The organism is Pseudomonas sp. 1928-m, from assembly GCF_029269135.1.
Lineage (GTDB): Bacteria > Pseudomonadota > Gammaproteobacteria > Pseudomonadales > Pseudomonadaceae > Aquipseudomonas.
This window is the reverse complement of sequence record NZ_JARIXO010000008.1, coordinates 26,285-41,271: the sequence shown is the minus strand read 5'-3', so window position 1 is coordinate 41,271 and position 14,987 is coordinate 26,285. Positions and strand designations below refer to the sequence as shown.

Genomic DNA, 14,987 nt, shown 5'->3' with positions numbered 1-14,987 from the left:
GGCCCGCTATATAAGAAAACCGCAGCTCGATAGCTGCGGTTTTCAAGTCAGGGCACGGGGCAATCGCCGCAGTCTACCAGCGAAACCTCAGCACATTGTCACGCGGCGCAGCAGGCTCAGCGCCAGGGGCTGGCGGCGTAACGGGCTGACTGGCGTCTAGCACTGGAGCCTCTGCCGGCACTTCCTGCAAGCGCGCCAGGCCCAGTTGCGCACGCAACTGCTCGGCATTGGCATTCACGGCAAAGGTCAGCGTATCGCCCTGAACCTTACGCAGCTGCGCGGCGAACGGCTCAAGAATGCGCTGCAATTCGGCGTAACGCGCCAGGTCGACGCCCTGCACTTCCACCGTCAAGCCAGTGGCGGCGCCGGCAGCGACGATAAAGCGTGGAGCCAGACGTTGATGGACGGCCAACAGGATGGCATCGGCCAGCGCAGCTTGATCGGCGCCCTGCACAGTGCCTTGCTCACGCTCATCACCCAGCCACAGGCGCCACTCAGCCTGCCACTGGCCGTTTGCTTCGCGCGCCATAACTGCCAGCAGGGCATCGGCGGCGTAGCGTTCGGATGCTTCACGCAAGGCGGCCGGATCATTCGCGGTAAGGTTTTCCGGCACCGCCACCAGTTGTTCGGCCAGATCGGCCAACGGCAGACGCAGCGGTAGACCACGGTGCTGCGCGGCCTGATTGAGCGGCGCGGCAGCGGCTTGACCGTCACCGAGCAGACGGCTGCCCTCACTGGCATCACTCAACCACCAGAGCAAGATGCTTGGGCGATTAGCGCCCCACAGCGCCAGGCCCGCCTGACGCAGGTTGCGATCGGTGCTCAGTGGATCAAAGTCGACCAGCAGCTTGTCACCTTCATAGCCGTATTGGCTGACGATCTGTTGCGGGTCCTTACGCAGCGCCGCCAGTGCTGGGCTTTGCGCCGCATCGGTCTTGCCGGTCAGGCGCAACACCAGGGTATCCAGCGCGCGGCTCAGGGCAGCAGCGCGTTCTTCCGGTTGCTGGCTGCTGACCGCTTCGCGGACTTGGTAGAGATCACTCACCGGCGCGGCAAATGCCGGCAGGCCAGACAGTGACAAACAGGCAAGAAGCAGGCGAGCGGTCAAACGCATGGATGGATTCTCGACGGACGGAAAGCGGCACGTAGGCCAGGTTTAACAACAGTTACAGCCAATCCACGCCAAATAGTGCCGGCAGCGGTAGCTCAGAAGTGCGAGTTTAGGTGCTGTTAAGGCGCATTCCAAAGCCCTTTAAGCCACAGACGGCCAACAACAGGCAGATTTCGAGCTTAAACAGCCGCCCCAGCACCCGCAACCATCGCGCCGCCTGGGTGGTCGCTGCCGGGTAAGCCTGATAAAATCGCGCGCCTTCGCAGACCGCCGCCACAAGCGGCGGTGCCAATCCGAATTTCCCCTAAAGGCCTGGATCTATGAGCAAGCAACCCTCCATCAGCTACAAGGACGCAGGTGTAGATATCGACGCGGGCGAAGCCCTGGTCGAACGCATCAAAGGCGTGGCCAAGCGCACCGCGCGTCCGGAAGTCATGGGTGGGCTGGGCGGCTTCGGCGCGCTGTGCGAGATCCCGGCTGGCTACAAACAACCGGTGCTGGTCTCCGGCACCGACGGTGTAGGCACCAAGCTGCGCCTGGCGCTGAACCTGAACAAGCACGACAGCATCGGCCAGGATCTGGTTGCCATGTGCGTCAACGACCTGGTGGTGTGTGGCGCCGAGCCGCTGTTCTTCCTCGACTATTACGCCACCGGCAAGCTCAACGTTGACGTCGCCGCCACCGTGGTTACCGGCATCGGCGCTGGCTGCGAACTGGCGGGCTGCTCCCTGGTCGGCGGTGAAACCGCTGAAATGCCGGGCATGTACGAAGGCGAAGACTACGACCTGGCCGGCTTCTGCGTCGGTGTGGTGGAAAAAGCCGAAATCATCGACGGCTCGAAAGTCACTACCGGCGACGCGTTGATCGCCCTGCCATCGTCCGGCCCGCATTCGAACGGCTACTCGCTGATCCGCAAGATCATCGAAGTGTCCGGCACTGAAATCGAAACCACCCAGGTCGATGGCAAGCCGCTGACCGACCTGCTGATGGCGCCGACCCGTATCTACGTCAAGCCGCTGCTCAAGCTGATCAAGGACACTGGCGCAGTCAAAGCCATGGCCCACATCACCGGTGGCGGCCTGCTCGACAACATTCCGCGCGTGCTGCCCAAAGGCGCCCAAGCAGTGGTCGATGTGGCCAGCTGGACGCGCCCAGCAGTCTTCGACTGGCTGCAGGAAAAAGGCAACGTTGATGAGCACGAGATGCACCGCGTACTCAACTGCGGCGTCGGCATGGTCATCTGCGTAGCGCAGGATCAAGTCGAAGTCACCCTGCAAACCCTGACCGCCGCTGGCGAGCAGCCATGGGTGATCGGCCAGATCGGTGAAGCTGCCGAAGGTGCCGCCCAGGTCGTGCTGAACAACCTGAAACAGCACTAATGTCGGCACCGATGCCAACAGACTGCAATGTGGTGGTGCTGATCTCCGGCTCCGGCAGCAACCTGCAGGCGCTGATCGACAGCATCGCCCATGACGGCAATCCGGCACGCATCAGCGCGGTGATTTCCAACCGCGCCGATGCCTACGGCCTGGAGCGCGCCAAACAGGCTGGCATCGCCACCGCCGTACTCGACCACAAGCAGTTCGACGGCCGCGAAGCCTTCGATGCCGCGCTGGTCGAGGCCATTGATGCGTTTAATCCGCAGCTTGTCGTGCTGGCCGGCTTTATGCGCATCCTCACGCCCGGTTTCGTTCGTCACTACGCCGGCCGCCTGCTGAATATCCACCCCTCGCTGCTGCCGAAATACAAAGGCCTGCACACCCACCAGCGGGCGCTGGACGCCGGTGACAGCGAGCATGGCTGCAGCGTGCACTTCGTCAGCGAGGAACTCGATGGCGGACCACTGGTCGTACAGGCAGTGGTACCGGTACAGTCGGATGACTCGCCGAGCAGCCTGGCGCAGCGCGTGCACGAGCAGGAACACGTGATTTACCCGCWGGCCGTACGCTGGTTTGCCGCAGGCCGTTTGCAGCTGACAGCGCATGGGGCCATGTTGGACGAGCACCTGTTACCGAGTACCGGACACCTCATTCGAACTTAGGAGACACCATGGGTCGCGCCTTACTGTTCGCACTAACGCTTCTGAGCTTGCCGGCATTGGCCGTTGAGCTGAAACCCTTCTCTGCTAGCTATACCGCCGACTGGAAGCAACTACCGGTCAGCGGCAGCGCCGAACGCAGCCTGCAAGCTCTGGATAACGGCCTGTGGCAGCTGAATTTCGAAGCTTCCATGCTGGTCGCCAGCCTGACCGAACAAAGCACCCTGCGCGTGGATAAAGAAGTCTTCCTGCCGCAGACCTACCTGTACGAGCGCAACGGCCTGGGCAAAGGCAAGAAGATCGAGCATGACTTCGACTGGAGCGCCAAGCAGGTAATCGGCAGTGACCGCGACACTCCTGTGCGCCTGCCGCTGAACCGCGGCCTGCTGGACAAATCGACCTACCAGCTGGCCCTGCAGTACGACGTAGCCGCCGGCACCAAAAGCATGAGCTACCAGGTGGTCGATGGCGATGAAGTGGAAACCTACGACTTCCGCGTACTCGGCGAGGAAGTGGTGCGCACCAAGGCTGGCCTGATCGATGCGATCAAGGTCGAGCGCGTGCGCGACCCGACGCAAAGCAGCCGCAAGACCATCCTCTGGTTTGCCAAGGACTGGAACTTCCTGCTGGTGCGCCTGCATCAGGTCGAGAAAGACGGCAAGGAATACCAGATCATGCTCAAGGACGGCACAGTCGACGGCAAAGCTGTTCTAGGCCGCAAAGACTGAGTTAAATCGATGTAAAAAGCCGAGCTAAATGCTCGGCTTTTTTATGGGCGGATTTCTGCAGGTTCGGCCTGGGCCATCACCACATCAGATCGTCCGGCACCTGATAAGCCGCGTACGGATCATCAGCATCCAGGGCTTCGGTCGGGGTATTGAGCAGCACCACACGTTGCGGGTCGCGCTCTTGGATCTTCAACGCGGCTTCGCGCGGGATCACTTCGTAGCCACCGCCGTGACGGACGATGGCCAACGAACCACTGCTGAGTTTGTTGCGCATCAGGCTGTTGACCGACAGGCGCTTAACCTTCTTGTCGTCGACGAAGTTGTAGTAGTCCTCGGTGGTCAGCTTGGGTAGGCGAGACACCTCGATCAGCTGCTTGATCTGCGCGGCACGGGCCTTCTGCTCAATCTTCTCTTGCTGCTGACGGTTCAGCTCCTGGTCGCGCGCGGCCTTCTCGGCCATGGCCTGCTGAGCGGCGAGCTTTTGCGATTCGTCTTTCTCGACCTGACCTTTATGCACCAGGCGCTGCTGTTTCTGCTGCTGCTTGCCAGCCTGCTTGGCCTGCTTTTCGTTGACCAGCCCGGCTTTAAGCAACTGATCGCGTAGTGAGAGAGCCATAACCTACCTTTCCAAACTTCAATATTAAGTGGGCGTACCCAGCGCAATCGTGACGCGTTATTCGTAGGGAGGATGACGCTTCCCCCATCCACCGTGTCCCCGGCAGTGGTGGATGAAAAGAACGTCATCCACCCTAAGGGCTCAGCAACTCGGGGTCTGCTTTTCCAGCTTTTTGGCTTCGCCCCAGAGCGCGTCCAATTCATCCAGGGGGCAATCTTCCATGTTGCGCCCCGCTTCACGCAATGCCTGTTCGATAAAACGAAAGCGCCGCTCGAACTTGCCATTGGCCGCGCGCAAGGCAGTTTCCGGATCGACTTTCAGATGCCGCGCCAGGTTGCTGACCACAAACAGCAGATCACCGATCTCCTCGCTAATCGCTTCAGGGTCGTTCTCGCTCATGGCTTCGAGCACTTCATCCAGCTCTTCGCGCACCTTGTCGATCACCGGCAAGGCCTCGGGCCAGTCGAAACCGACCTGGGCGGCGCGCTTTTGCAATTTGATCGCCCGACTTAGCGACGGTAGCGCCGTGGGCACATCGTCGAGCAGCGAAAGTTGCTCGGGGGCTGCGGCCTTCTCGGCGCGCTCTTCGGCCTTGATCTCTTCCCAGCGCTGTTTGACCGCAGCCTCTTCCAGCTTGGCCACATCCACAGCGCCATACAGATCGCCATCGGGGAACACGTGGGGATGACGGCGAATCAGCTTGCTGGTGATGCCATCAACCACCTGGGCAAATTCGAAGCGCCCTTCCTCGCGGGCCAGCTGGCTGTAATACACCACCTGAAACAGCAGATCGCCCAGCTCACCAGGCAGATGATCGAAGTCGCCGCGCTCGATGGCATCGGCCACCTCGTACGCCTCTTCAATGGTGTGCGGCACGATGGTCGCGTAGTTCTGCTTTAGGTCCCACGGGCAGCCGTGCTGCGGGTCGCGCAGCCGGGTCATCAGGTGCAGCAGGTCGTCGAGTTGGTACATAGGCTTCCTTCGTAAACGTCTCCCCCGGAATTCATCCAGGATACGGCCTGAGCGTCGCGAGCGAAGGTCAGACAAGGCGAAGGGGGCGCGAAAAAGCGGAGTTGGCTTTTGCCAATGAGCATTTTTCACGTCCCCTTCAACGCAGTATCACCGAGCGCAGCAGCTCAGGAAACTCGGTGGCGACGCGCCTCAATAATATTCGGCAGCTGAGAAATACGTCCCAGCAGCCGGCCCAGTGCATCCAGACCGGGAATCTCCACAGTGATCGACATGGACGCGGTGTTGTCGTCCTTGTTCGAGCGGGTATTCACGGCCAGCACATTGAGCTTCTCGTTGAGCAGCACCTGGGTCACGTCACGCAGCAGACCGGAGCGGTCGTAGGCCTTAATGACGATTTCCACCGGGTAGGTCTGCACCGGCACCGGCCCCCAGTTGACCTGAATAATCCGCTCCGGCTCACGGCCAGCCAGTTGCAGCACCGAGGCGCAGTCCTGGCGGTGAATGCTCACACCACGGCCCTGAGTGATGTAACCGACAATCGGATCGCCCGGCAGCGGCTGACAGCAGCCGGCCATCTGCGTCAGCAAGTTGCCGACGCCCTGAATCTGGATATCGCCGCGCTTGCCCGGCTTGAAGCCCAACGCCTTACGTGGGATCAGCTCCAGCTGCTCRTTGACCCGGTCCGGCTCGACCAGTTGCTGCGCCAGGTTGACCAGTTGCGCCAGGCGCAGGTCGCCCGCGCCGAGGGAGGCGAACAGGTCCTCGCTGGTCTTCATATTGGCCTTCTCGGCCAGCTTGTCGAAGTCCACATGTGGCAACGCCAGGCGCTGCAGCTCACGCTCCAACTGCACCTTACCGGCCGCGACGTTCTGATCGCGATCCTGCAACTTGAACCAGTGGACGATCTTCGCCCGCGCCCGCGAGGTGGTGACGTAACCGAGGTTGGAGTTCAGCCAATCGCGGCTCGGCGTGCCGTGCTTGCTGGTGATGATCTCCACCTGCTCGCCGGTCTGCAGGCTGTAGTTGAGCGGCACGATGCGCCCATTGATTTTGGCGCCACGGCAGTTATGGCCGATCTCGGTGTGCACGCGGTAGGCAAAATCCAGCGGCGTCGCGCCCTTGGGCAGGTCGATGGCGTGACCGTCCGGGGTGAACACATAGACCCGATCCGGCTCGATATCCACGCGCAGCTGCTCGGCCAGGCCGCCGATATCGCCCAATTCCTCATGCCATTCGAGCACCTGACGCAGCCAGGAAATCTTCTCTTCGTAATGATTGGAGCTGGCTTTGACGTCGGTGCCCTTATAACGCCAATGCGCGCACACGCCCAGCTCGGCTTCCTCATGCATGGCCTGGGTGCGAATCTGCACCTCCAGCACCTTGCCTTCCGGACCCAGCACGGCGGTGTGCAGCGAGCGGTAGCCGTTTTCCTTGGGGTTGGCGATGTAGTCGTCGAACTCCTTGGGAATGTGTCGCCACAGGGTGTGCACGATACCGAGGGCGGTGTAGCAGTCGCGCACTTCCGGCACCAGCACGCGCACCGCGCGCACGTCGTAAATCTGGCTGAACTGCAGGCCTTTGCGCTGCATTTTGCGCCAGATCGAATAGATGTGTTTGGCCCGTCCGCTGATATCGGCCTTGACCCCGGTGGCCTCCAGCTCGGTGCGCAACTGACCCATCACTTCATTGATGTAGTGCTCGCGATCCAGCCGGCGCTCGTGCAGCAGCTTGGCGATCTGCTTGTACTGCTCGGGCTCCAGGTAGCGGAAGGACAGGTCTTCCAGCTCCCACTTGATATGGCCAATGCCCAGGCGATGGGCCAGCGGCGCATAGATATCAAACACCTCACGGGCTACGCGCTGACGCTTCTCGTCATCGGCTTCCTTCACCGCACGGATCGCGCAGGTGCGTTCGGCCAGTTTGATCAGCGCCACGCGCACGTCATCGACCATGGCCACGAGCATCTTGCGCAGGTTTTCCACCTGCGCCTGGGAGCCAAGCACTAAGGAGTCGCGCGGGTTCAAGGATGCGCTGATTGCCGCCATACGCAGCACGCCTTCGACCAGCTTGGCCACCACCGGGCCGAAGCGCTGATGCACCAGCGCCAAGGGCACCTTGCCTTCGCGCACGCAGCGATAGATTACGGCTGCGACCAGGGAGTCCTGATCGAGCTTGAGGTCGGCGAGAATTTCGGCGATTTCCAGACCAGAGCGAAAACTCGACGCGCCCTCAGTCCACAGATTCTTCGCGGCATTGGCCTGCTGCTCAGCCTCGCGGGCGAACTCGCAGGCCTCGCGCAGGGCTTCGCGATCCAGTGCCGGATCGACGCTCAGCACATGCCCGAGCCAGGCTTCAAGGTTGATGCTGCCGTCATCGTTGATCGGCTGATGCGCTCTGACCTGAACCATCTTGCTTACCTTCCCTACGGTGCGCGGCATGCACACCGAACAGTCGCCGCCTTCTATGAGGCGGTCGGTTTAACCACTTAAGGCGCACTCCCTGCGCGCCCCTGCAGCGCCGGGATACGGCGCTTCTATCTACTGCCTGACAAACAGCGCCATCGCTTCGACGTGCGCGGTTTGCGGAAACATATCGAGGATACCGGCACGTTCCAGCCGATACCCCTGCGCCAGCAACTCGGCGCTGTCGCGGGCCAGGGTCGTCGGGTTGCACGACACGTACAGCACCCGTTTGACGCCCAGCGCCGTCATTTGCTTGACCACCTGCAGCGCGCCATCACGCGGCGGGTCCAGCAGCACGGCAGCGAAACCGCCCTGGGCCCAGCTCGCATCGGCCAGCGGGTTGGACAGGTCGGCCTGGAAAAAGTGCGCATTGCCCAGACCATTGCTCACGGCATTCTCGGCGGCGCGCTCGACCATGGTTTGCACGCCCTCCACCGCCACCAGTTCCCGCACCCGCTGGGCCAGCGGCAAGGCGAAATTGCCCAGGCCGCAAAACAGATCCAGCACCCGCTCATCGGCCTGCGGCGCCAGCCAATCCAGCGCCTGCGCGACCATGGCGTCATTCACCGGCTGGTTGACCTGGACAAAATCGCCGGGCCGGTAAGCCAGGTCGAGAGCAAACGCATCCAGGCGATAACTCAGCTGCTGCGCCGACTCAAACGGCTGCGGCTCGGCAGTACCGTGCAACCAGAGCTGCGCATTCTGCGCAGTGCAGAACGCCTGCAAACGAGCCAGGTCCGCCTCACTCAATGCAGCGGTATGCCTTATCAGCACAGCACTGGAGCTGCCGCTGAACAACTCGACATGACCAATGGCCTGAGGTTTATCCAACTCACGCAACACCTGCGGTAACGCGCGCAGGATCGGCTGCAAGGGTTGTACCAGCACCGGGCAATCGCTGATGGCGATGATGTCCTGGCTGGCCGCTGCGCGAAAACCCACATCCAGGCGCTTGGCCTTGTTGTCCCAGCGCACGGCGATGCGCGCGCGGCGGCGATAACCCAGCTCTGGGCCGACCAGCGGTGCGGCCCATTCCTGCGGTTGAAGATCGGCCAGACGGCTGAGTTGCTCGGCGAGCATGCGCTGTTTCAGGGCAAGCTGATCGGCATGGGGCATATGTTGCAAGCTGCAGCCGCCACAGACCTTGGCATGCACGCAGGCCTCGCTGCGCCGCTCAGCACTGGCCGTGAGAATGCGCTCGACCCGCGCCTCAACCACCTTGCCGTGGGCACCGAGCACCCGCGCTTCGATCTGTTCGCCGGCCAGCGCACCGCTGACAAACCAGGTACGCCCTTCGCTGAACGCGATGCCACGGCCATCGTTGGCCAGACGCTCGATAGTGAGCTTCTGCTTCTTGCCCACCGGCACCTGCGGCGCCCGGGAGCCACCGCTGGGTTGAAAGCGCAGACCGCCGTCTTTCTTGGCCATCAGTTGCTTTTGCCATCAGAGCTGGGGGCGTCGTAAACGCCGCTGGACAGGTAACGGTCGCCACGGTCGCAGATGATCGCCACCATCACCGCGTTCTCGACTTCCTGGGACAGACGCAACATCGCCGCCACCGAACCGCCGGAGGACACCCCGCAGAAGATGCCTTCTTCACGCGCCAGGCGGCGCATCACGTCTTCGGCTTCCTGCTGGCCCATGTCGATAATGCGGTCCACCCGTTCGGCCTGATAGATCTTCGGCAGGTACTCCTGCGGCCAACGACGAATGCCGGGAATCGCCGCGCCTTCCATCGGCTGCAGACCGACGATCTGCACGTCCGGCTTCTGCTCTTTCAGGAAGCGCGACACGCCCATTATGGTGCCGGTAGTGCCCATGGAACTGATGAAATGGGTGATCTGCCCGCCCGTCTGCTGCCAGATTTCCGGGCCGGTGCTGGTGTAGTGAGCAATCGGGTTGTCGCCGTTGGCGAACTGATCGAGCACCTTGCCCTTGCCGTCAGCCTGCATCTGCAAGGCCAGGTCGCGCGCTTCTTCCATGCCGCCGACCAGAATCAGCTGCGCACCGTAGGCAGTCATCGCTGCTTTGCGTTCGGCGGTGGAGTTGTCCGGCATGATCAGCACCATGCGGTAACCCTTGATTGCCGCCGCCATCGCCAGGGCGATGCCGGTGTTGCCGCTGGTGGCTTCAATCAACACATCACCGGGCTGGATGTCACCGCGCTGCTCGGCGCGGGTGATCATCGACAACGCCGGGCGGTCCTTTACCGAACCGGCCGGGTTGTTGCCTTCCAGCTTCAACAGCAAGGTGTTGCTGGTGTTACCCGGCAGGCGCTGCAAACGCACCAGCGGGGTGTTGCCGATGCAATCGGCGATGGTTGGGTAATGCGGGCTCATGGCGAACGAGATGATCCAGAAGCAAAGAAGGTCGTCATGATAACGGCAAACCTCGCCCGGCCATATCGGCTAACACGTATAGAAATCGCTTGATTCAAATGGCCAACAGGTAGGCCGCGCCCCACACCGGCAACCCAGCCAACGGCCAATACACCGCCAGCCGTGGCGTATAGGGCAGCAGCCAGGCCAGTAGAAGGCCGCTCAATGACAGCAGTCCAAGCCAGCCAACCGGCCCCATCGCCCAACCCCAGGCCTGTGCGCTGGCCCAGAGGCTCGCGACCAGCAGCAACCAGCCGGCCAGGCGCAGAACACGCCGCAACCCCAAGGTCGGCGCCCTGCCCCAGACCTGCTTGTAGTGCCGCTCCAGGCCCTGACACAGCGCCAGCATGCTGCTGTAGGCCAGCAAGAGACTGCCCAAGAATGCCGTCATCATCTCAATTCACCTGTGCCTGAACGGGTTGCTGTTTGCGTGCGATGCGCTGCACCTGCGGCTGACGCAAACGCCAGACGCTCCAAGCCAGCAACAGGCCGAGCGCCACCACCGCCACTTCCAGCCACAGGCGCATGCTGTCGGCCCAGGCCTGGCCATCGCTGAGCACACTGAGCAGCGGCAAACCCAGACACAGCAACGCCGCCAGGCTCAGCTGCTCACCCCAGGCCTGCATGCGCGGGCGCAGCCAGGCATGCAGCAGACTCAGTAACCAGAGTGCGAAGAAACCCCGTACTTCCCAGCCGGCACGCTGCGCCAGCTCAACCGGTAACAAGCGGTTGAGCCATAGCAGGCCGATACAGGCCACGGCCAGACCGGCAATCGTCGCCACGTTGAGGCTTTCCACCAGGCGATAGAGCTGCTGACCCAGCGCACTCTCACTGGCGTATTTACGCCGCCGCTTGACGGTAAACAGCACCAGCCCGGTGGCGATCATCGCGCTGCTGAGCAAGCCGCAGACGAAGTACAGCCAGCGCATCGGGTAGCCGCCGAACTGCGCGAAGTGCAGGCCAAACATCACCCGCTGCGCCAGCACGCTGGGGCGCAGCTCCGGCGGCCCGGCCAGCAGCTCACCGGTGACACCGTCAAACACCATGTTGTGGCCCTTGGTCAGGGCAATGCGGTTACCCAGCACCCGGCGCATTTCGATATGCGCATCACTGCGTCCGGGGTGCTCGATCACCACACCGCTCAGCGGCCCCATGCGCGCTTCGGCCTGGGCCAGCAACGGGGCCAAAGCCGTCAGCGGCGCCGGGTGAGTCTGCGCCTGACGCGGCTCCTCCAGCACCTCGATATGCTCGCGGTAGAACGCCGCAAAATCACCCTTGTAGAGGCTATCCAGCGCCGCCGGCATATAGATCAGGGCAAAGATCGACAGGCCGGTGTAGGTGATCATCAGGTGAAACGGTAACAGCAGCACCGCCCCGGCATTGTGTGCATCCAACCAGGAGCGCTGGCCCTTGTTCGGGCGGAAGGTGAAGAATTCCTTGAAGAACTTCTTGTGGATGATGATGCCGCTAACCAGTGCCGCCAGCATGGCCATGGCGGCCAAGCCAACAATCCAGATACCCGGATTGCGTGGCATGCTCAGACTGTAGTGGAAACGAAAGAAAAACGTCCCGCCGGCCGTGTCGCGCACGACCAAGGGCTCACCGGTGAGTGGGTCCAAGTAGGTGCTGATGCCCGAGCGCCGGTCACCCGCCGTCACCCGCAAGGCGGGCATGCGCGAGCTGGGCAGGCTGATGTTCCAGGCGCTGGCATCGGCATGCTGGCGTTGCAGATAGGCCACGGCATGCTTGACGGCCTGGGCGTTGCTGACCGATGTCTGCTGGATCTCCGGCTGCATCCAGTGATCGATCTCCTGATCGAACACCGCCAGACTGCCGGTGAGAAAAATGGCGAACAACAACCAACCGAACAGCAGGCCACCCCAGGTGTGCAGCCAGGCCATGGATTGGGTCAGGGTCTGTTTCATGTCAGGCGCTCCAGCAGCTGTGGCCAGAAGCCGATCAGCATCAGCGGTGCGGCCGCTGGCAACACCGCCCAGGCGCGCCAGGCGCTGCGCGCGGCAAACGCCCAAAGAATCGCCAGGGTGTAGAAGGTGAATGACAGCAAGCTGGCGATCAGCAGCGCATCCACCCGRTCCAGCGGCAACAGCTGCGCCAGGGCAGCGGTCAATGCGTAGGTGAACCCATAACCGCCCAGCAGCCCGGCCAACACCCGTGAACAGATCGGCCACGCCTGGGTTGTTTCTCCGGCCTTACTCATCGCTGCCCTCCTGCGCCAAACCAGCCGCCATGCGCAGTGCCGGCCGCAAGGACGCGGCCAACATCGGCCCATGGCCCAACCCGGCAAATGCCTGATACTGCACCTGCATGCCCGGCCAGCGCCCCAGGCGTTCAGCCATCTGCCGCGCGGCATCGGCCGGAACCGCGGCCATGGCCTTGCGCCGCTGCTCCAGCAGCGCCGGGTCGACACCGGGTCGGGCGCTGCCTGGCAGACCTTCGTCACTGCCGCGCACGATCAACAACTGGGCAGTGGCCCCGGCAAAGTCACGCTCGGTCTCCAGCAATAGCCCGGACTGCCACCACAGCGACGGGCTGGCGGCGATGTAGCGGGTAAAGCTCGCCGGCTGGGTGAACAGGGTATTGAGCACGAATAGCCCGCCGAACGAATGCCCCCAGAGCGCCTGTTGCGCCGGATCAACCGGCTGCAGCGCGGCCACCTGCGGTTTGATGCGCTGCTCCAGCAACGCCAGAAAGGCCGCAGCACCGCCGCCCTGCACCCCATTGAAGGCCTGCATGGGCAGGCCATCGCGGCGTGCCGGGGTGTAGTCGAGGGTGCGCGCCGGCACATTGAAGGGCTGCTCACCGGCATACCCGATAAACACCAGCAGCGGCGGCGTCCCTTCCTTCAGCTCGTCCAGCCATTGCGCCTTCAGCGCTGCCAACGCGGCATGGCCATCAAGCAGATAAAGCACCGGGAAGCCGCTGGCCGGTGCTGCACGCGCCGGCACCAGCAACTGCACCTGATAGCTGCGCTGGGCATCTGCCGACGGCACCTGGAACGGCTCAAGCCGTTGGTAACCGGGATAATCCTCAGCGCTCGCTACGCTCAGCCAGAGCAAGCAGAACAACCACAACCCGCAGCGCTTCATGGCACTACCCCCAGCACTTGCCAGCCGGGCAAGGTGCGTTGCTCGAAGTGCTGCAGGCGCTCGACAACCCGCTCCACGCCAAGGCCATAACGGCGCAGCAGGGCCTGAGTGGTTTCGCTCAGCAAGCTGCCGCGTAACTGCGGATGCTCCAGCAGCACCCGGGCGGCGGCCATTTCCAGCTTGTCTGCCGGCACACTCGCGCCCAGGCTTGGCGCAGCCAGGTGCGCGTAGCCGGCGCCCTGCAACGCACCCTCAGCCAGCAGACGATTAAGCGCCTGGCAACGAGTAACATCTACCGGCGCGTGCAGCAACGGATGGGCATAGCCCGCCCAGGTCAACAGCTGTAAGGCGCCGCTGAGCTGGCCAACCTGCGCCGCCAGCTCAGGCCGCCGCGCCAGCTCGGCAAAGCTCTGCGGCCCCTCGCCGAGGGCCTGCAGCAGTGGCTGATACAACTCGGCAGCGCCCTGCAGCGGGCCGATGCGCGTTGAAAATTCCACCGCCCCCGGTGCCGGCGCTGCGGGCAAGAGTGCCCAGCAGCTGTCGAGCAAGGCTTGCCGGTGTGCCGTGGCCGACAGGGCCTGATCACCGCGCTGGTACAGATCGCTACGTTGGGCCTGGTTGCGCGCCAGGTCCTTGGCGGTTTCCCGCAGAGCCGGGTCAGCCAGGCCCTGAATCGCGGTCAGACAACTGCCGGGCAGCGACACTGCATCGATGTTTTCCAGTGGAATGGCGCTGCCAATCAACTGGCAACCGAGGCTGGCAAACTCGGCCATCACCTCGGCTACATGCAGCGGTTGCCAGTGTTCGCACAGCAGTTCATGGGCCAGGTAATCCAGCCCCTGCTCGGCGCTGCGCGCCAGCAGCCGGGCCATCTCAGGTTGCTCGACAAAATAACCAGCGCCGCCCTGCTGCAAGGCCTGCAATGTGGCCAAAGCAGCTTGCACACGCTGCTGCRGCGAACCCTCGCTACGCTGCGCATGCTGCCAGATAAACCGCTGGGCTGCTGCCAACGGCGCCATGCCGGGCTGGCACATATAACCCAGGCACAGCAGCCCATAAGGGTTGAGGCGCTGCTCGACAAAACCACGGATGGCCGCACGCTGGGCGGGTGCTACCCAGCTGTACACCCCATGGGCGACGATAAAGTCATAGCCCTCGCCCGGCTGCGCGAGCAACTCAGTGAACTCGGCCTGCACAAACTCGATATTGCTCAGCTGCGCAGCCGCCGCCAGACGCCGGCCATGCTCGATATGCTGCGGGTTGAAGTCCACCGCCACGAACTGCCCCGCCGGGTTGCTGGCCGCCAATAGCAGGCTGTTCAGGCCCTGTCCGCAGCCCAGCTCGCAGTAGCGGAAGCCCGCCCGCAGGTTGCCAGCGCGCTGGCCGAGGGCCGTTTGCAGCGCCACCAGCCAGCTGGGCGCCAACTGTGGCTGCACATGATGGGGATAGGGCAACTCAGCCAGATACCCCTGATTCCACACTTGCATTAAGCGTTTTCCTGCACTGAAAAGGCTCCGCCAGGACACGCCTGGCGGAGCCGAAACCCGCCGTAGCAGCGGGTAAGGAGCACGATGA

The 14,987-nt window shown here is 63.0% G+C and carries 14 protein-coding genes; 3 read left to right on the top strand and 11 right to left on the bottom strand.

Annotation, left to right across the window (positions count from 1 at the left end; all coding sequences use genetic code 11):
* Positions 1–73 precede the first annotated feature (73 nt).
* Complete coding sequence (locus tag P3C18_RS19715) at positions 74–1,114, bottom strand: DUF2066 domain-containing protein (RefSeq protein ID WP_275963496.1); 1,041 nt, start codon at positions 1,112–1,114, stop codon at positions 74–76.
* Between the two features lie 317 nt (positions 1,115–1,431).
* Here P3C18_RS19715 and purM point away from each other — a divergent pair, with 317 nt between their 5' ends.
* From purM to P3C18_RS19700, 3 genes are read left to right on the top strand one after another with little or no spacing between them, the layout of a single operon-like run.
* Entirely contained in the window at positions 1,432–2,490 is a 1,059-nt protein-coding gene (purM, locus tag P3C18_RS19710) for a phosphoribosylformylglycinamidine cyclo-ligase (RefSeq protein WP_275963495.1), read from the top strand.
* An 11-nt stretch (positions 2,491–2,501) separates the two neighbouring features.
* Positions 2,502–3,152 carry a phosphoribosylglycinamide formyltransferase gene (gene purN / locus P3C18_RS19705; RefSeq protein ID WP_275963494.1) on the top strand — a complete coding sequence of 217 codons (651 nt, stop codon included), beginning with the start codon at positions 2,502–2,504 and terminating at the stop codon, positions 3,150–3,152.
* An 8-nt stretch (positions 3,153–3,160) separates the two neighbouring features.
* Positions 3,161–3,877 carry a DUF3108 domain-containing protein gene (locus P3C18_RS19700; RefSeq protein WP_275963493.1) on the top strand — a complete coding sequence of 239 codons (717 nt, stop codon included), beginning with the start codon at positions 3,161–3,163 and terminating at the stop codon, positions 3,875–3,877.
* A gap of 76 nt (positions 3,878–3,953) precedes the next feature.
* Here the strand turns inward: P3C18_RS19700 and P3C18_RS19695 are convergent, their stop codons facing one another.
* From P3C18_RS19695 to P3C18_RS19650, 10 genes are all read right to left on the bottom strand, one after another.
* Positions 3,954–4,493 (bottom strand): DUF2058 domain-containing protein, encoded by a 540-nt coding sequence (locus tag P3C18_RS19695; RefSeq protein ID WP_275963492.1) that lies wholly within the window; start codon positions 4,491–4,493, stop codon positions 3,954–3,956.
* 141 nt (positions 4,494–4,634) lie between these two features.
* Entirely contained in the window at positions 4,635–5,465 is an 831-nt protein-coding gene (mazG, locus tag P3C18_RS19690) for a nucleoside triphosphate pyrophosphohydrolase (protein WP_275963491.1), read from the bottom strand.
* Between the two features lie 164 nt (positions 5,466–5,629).
* Positions 5,630–7,873 (bottom strand): GTP diphosphokinase, encoded by a 2,244-nt coding sequence (gene relA / locus P3C18_RS19685; RefSeq protein ID WP_275963490.1) that lies wholly within the window; start codon positions 7,871–7,873, stop codon positions 5,630–5,632.
* A gap of 129 nt (positions 7,874–8,002) precedes the next feature.
* Positions 8,003–9,355, bottom strand: a complete 1,353-nt coding sequence (rlmD, locus tag P3C18_RS19680; protein WP_275963489.1) for a 23S rRNA (uracil(1939)-C(5))-methyltransferase RlmD — start codon at positions 9,353–9,355, stop codon at positions 8,003–8,005.
* Positions 9,355–10,266 (bottom strand): cysteine synthase CysM, encoded by a 912-nt coding sequence (gene cysM / locus P3C18_RS19675; RefSeq protein WP_275963488.1) that lies wholly within the window; start codon positions 10,264–10,266, stop codon positions 9,355–9,357. Before cysM ends, rlmD begins: the two co-directional genes overlap by 1 nt.
* A gap of 94 nt (positions 10,267–10,360) precedes the next feature.
* Entirely contained in the window at positions 10,361–10,699 is a 339-nt protein-coding gene (locus P3C18_RS19670) for a DUF3325 domain-containing protein (RefSeq protein WP_275963487.1), read from the bottom strand.
* Position 10,700: 1 nt separating this feature from the next.
* A complete protein-coding gene (locus P3C18_RS19665) occupies positions 10,701–12,230 on the bottom strand; it encodes a PepSY-associated TM helix domain-containing protein (RefSeq protein ID WP_275963486.1) in 1,530 nt (509 codons plus the stop codon).
* A complete protein-coding gene (locus tag P3C18_RS19660) occupies positions 12,227–12,523 on the bottom strand; it encodes an iron transporter (protein WP_275963485.1) in 297 nt (98 codons plus the stop codon). The genes P3C18_RS19665 and P3C18_RS19660 overlap by 4 nt, the downstream gene beginning before the upstream one ends.
* Complete coding sequence (locus P3C18_RS19655; protein WP_275963484.1) at positions 12,516–13,412, bottom strand: alpha/beta hydrolase-fold protein; 897 nt, start codon at positions 13,410–13,412, stop codon at positions 12,516–12,518. The genes P3C18_RS19660 and P3C18_RS19655 overlap by 8 nt, the downstream gene beginning before the upstream one ends.
* Entirely contained in the window at positions 13,409–14,899 is a 1,491-nt protein-coding gene (locus tag P3C18_RS19650) for a class I SAM-dependent methyltransferase (protein WP_275963483.1), read from the bottom strand. Before P3C18_RS19650 ends, P3C18_RS19655 begins: the two co-directional genes overlap by 4 nt.
* Positions 14,900–14,987 lie beyond the last annotated feature (88 nt).

Bases quoted from the DNA above. Each gene is read 5' to 3' on its own strand.
- P3C18_RS19715 (WP_275963496.1), bottom strand. From the start codon at position 1,114: ATGCGTTTGACCGCTCGCCTGCTTCTTGCCTGTTTGTCACTGTCTGGC.
- purM (WP_275963495.1), top strand. From the start codon at position 1,432: ATGAGCAAGCAACCCTCCATCAGCTACAAGGACGCAGGTGTAGATATC.
- P3C18_RS19700 (WP_275963493.1), top strand. From the start codon at position 3,161: ATGGGTCGCGCCTTACTGTTCGCACTAACGCTTCTGAGCTTGCCGGCA.
- P3C18_RS19695 (WP_275963492.1), bottom strand. From the start codon at position 4,493: ATGGCTCTCTCACTACGCGATCAGTTGCTTAAAGCCGGGCTGGTCAAC.
- mazG (WP_275963491.1), bottom strand. From the start codon at position 5,465: ATGTACCAACTCGACGACCTGCTGCACCTGATGACCCGGCTGCGCGAC.
- rlmD (WP_275963489.1), bottom strand. From the start codon at position 9,355: ATGGCCAAGAAAGACGGCGGTCTGCGCTTTCAACCCAGCGGTGGCTCC.
- cysM (WP_275963488.1), bottom strand. From the start codon at position 10,266: ATGAGCCCGCATTACCCAACCATCGCCGATTGCATCGGCAACACCCCG.
- P3C18_RS19670 (WP_275963487.1), bottom strand. From the start codon at position 10,699: ATGATGACGGCATTCTTGGGCAGTCTCTTGCTGGCCTACAGCAGCATG.
- P3C18_RS19665 (WP_275963486.1), bottom strand. From the start codon at position 12,230: ATGAAACAGACCCTGACCCAATCCATGGCCTGGCTGCACACCTGGGGT.
- P3C18_RS19655 (WP_275963484.1), bottom strand. From the start codon at position 13,412: ATGAAGCGCTGCGGGTTGTGGTTGTTCTGCTTGCTCTGGCTGAGCGTA.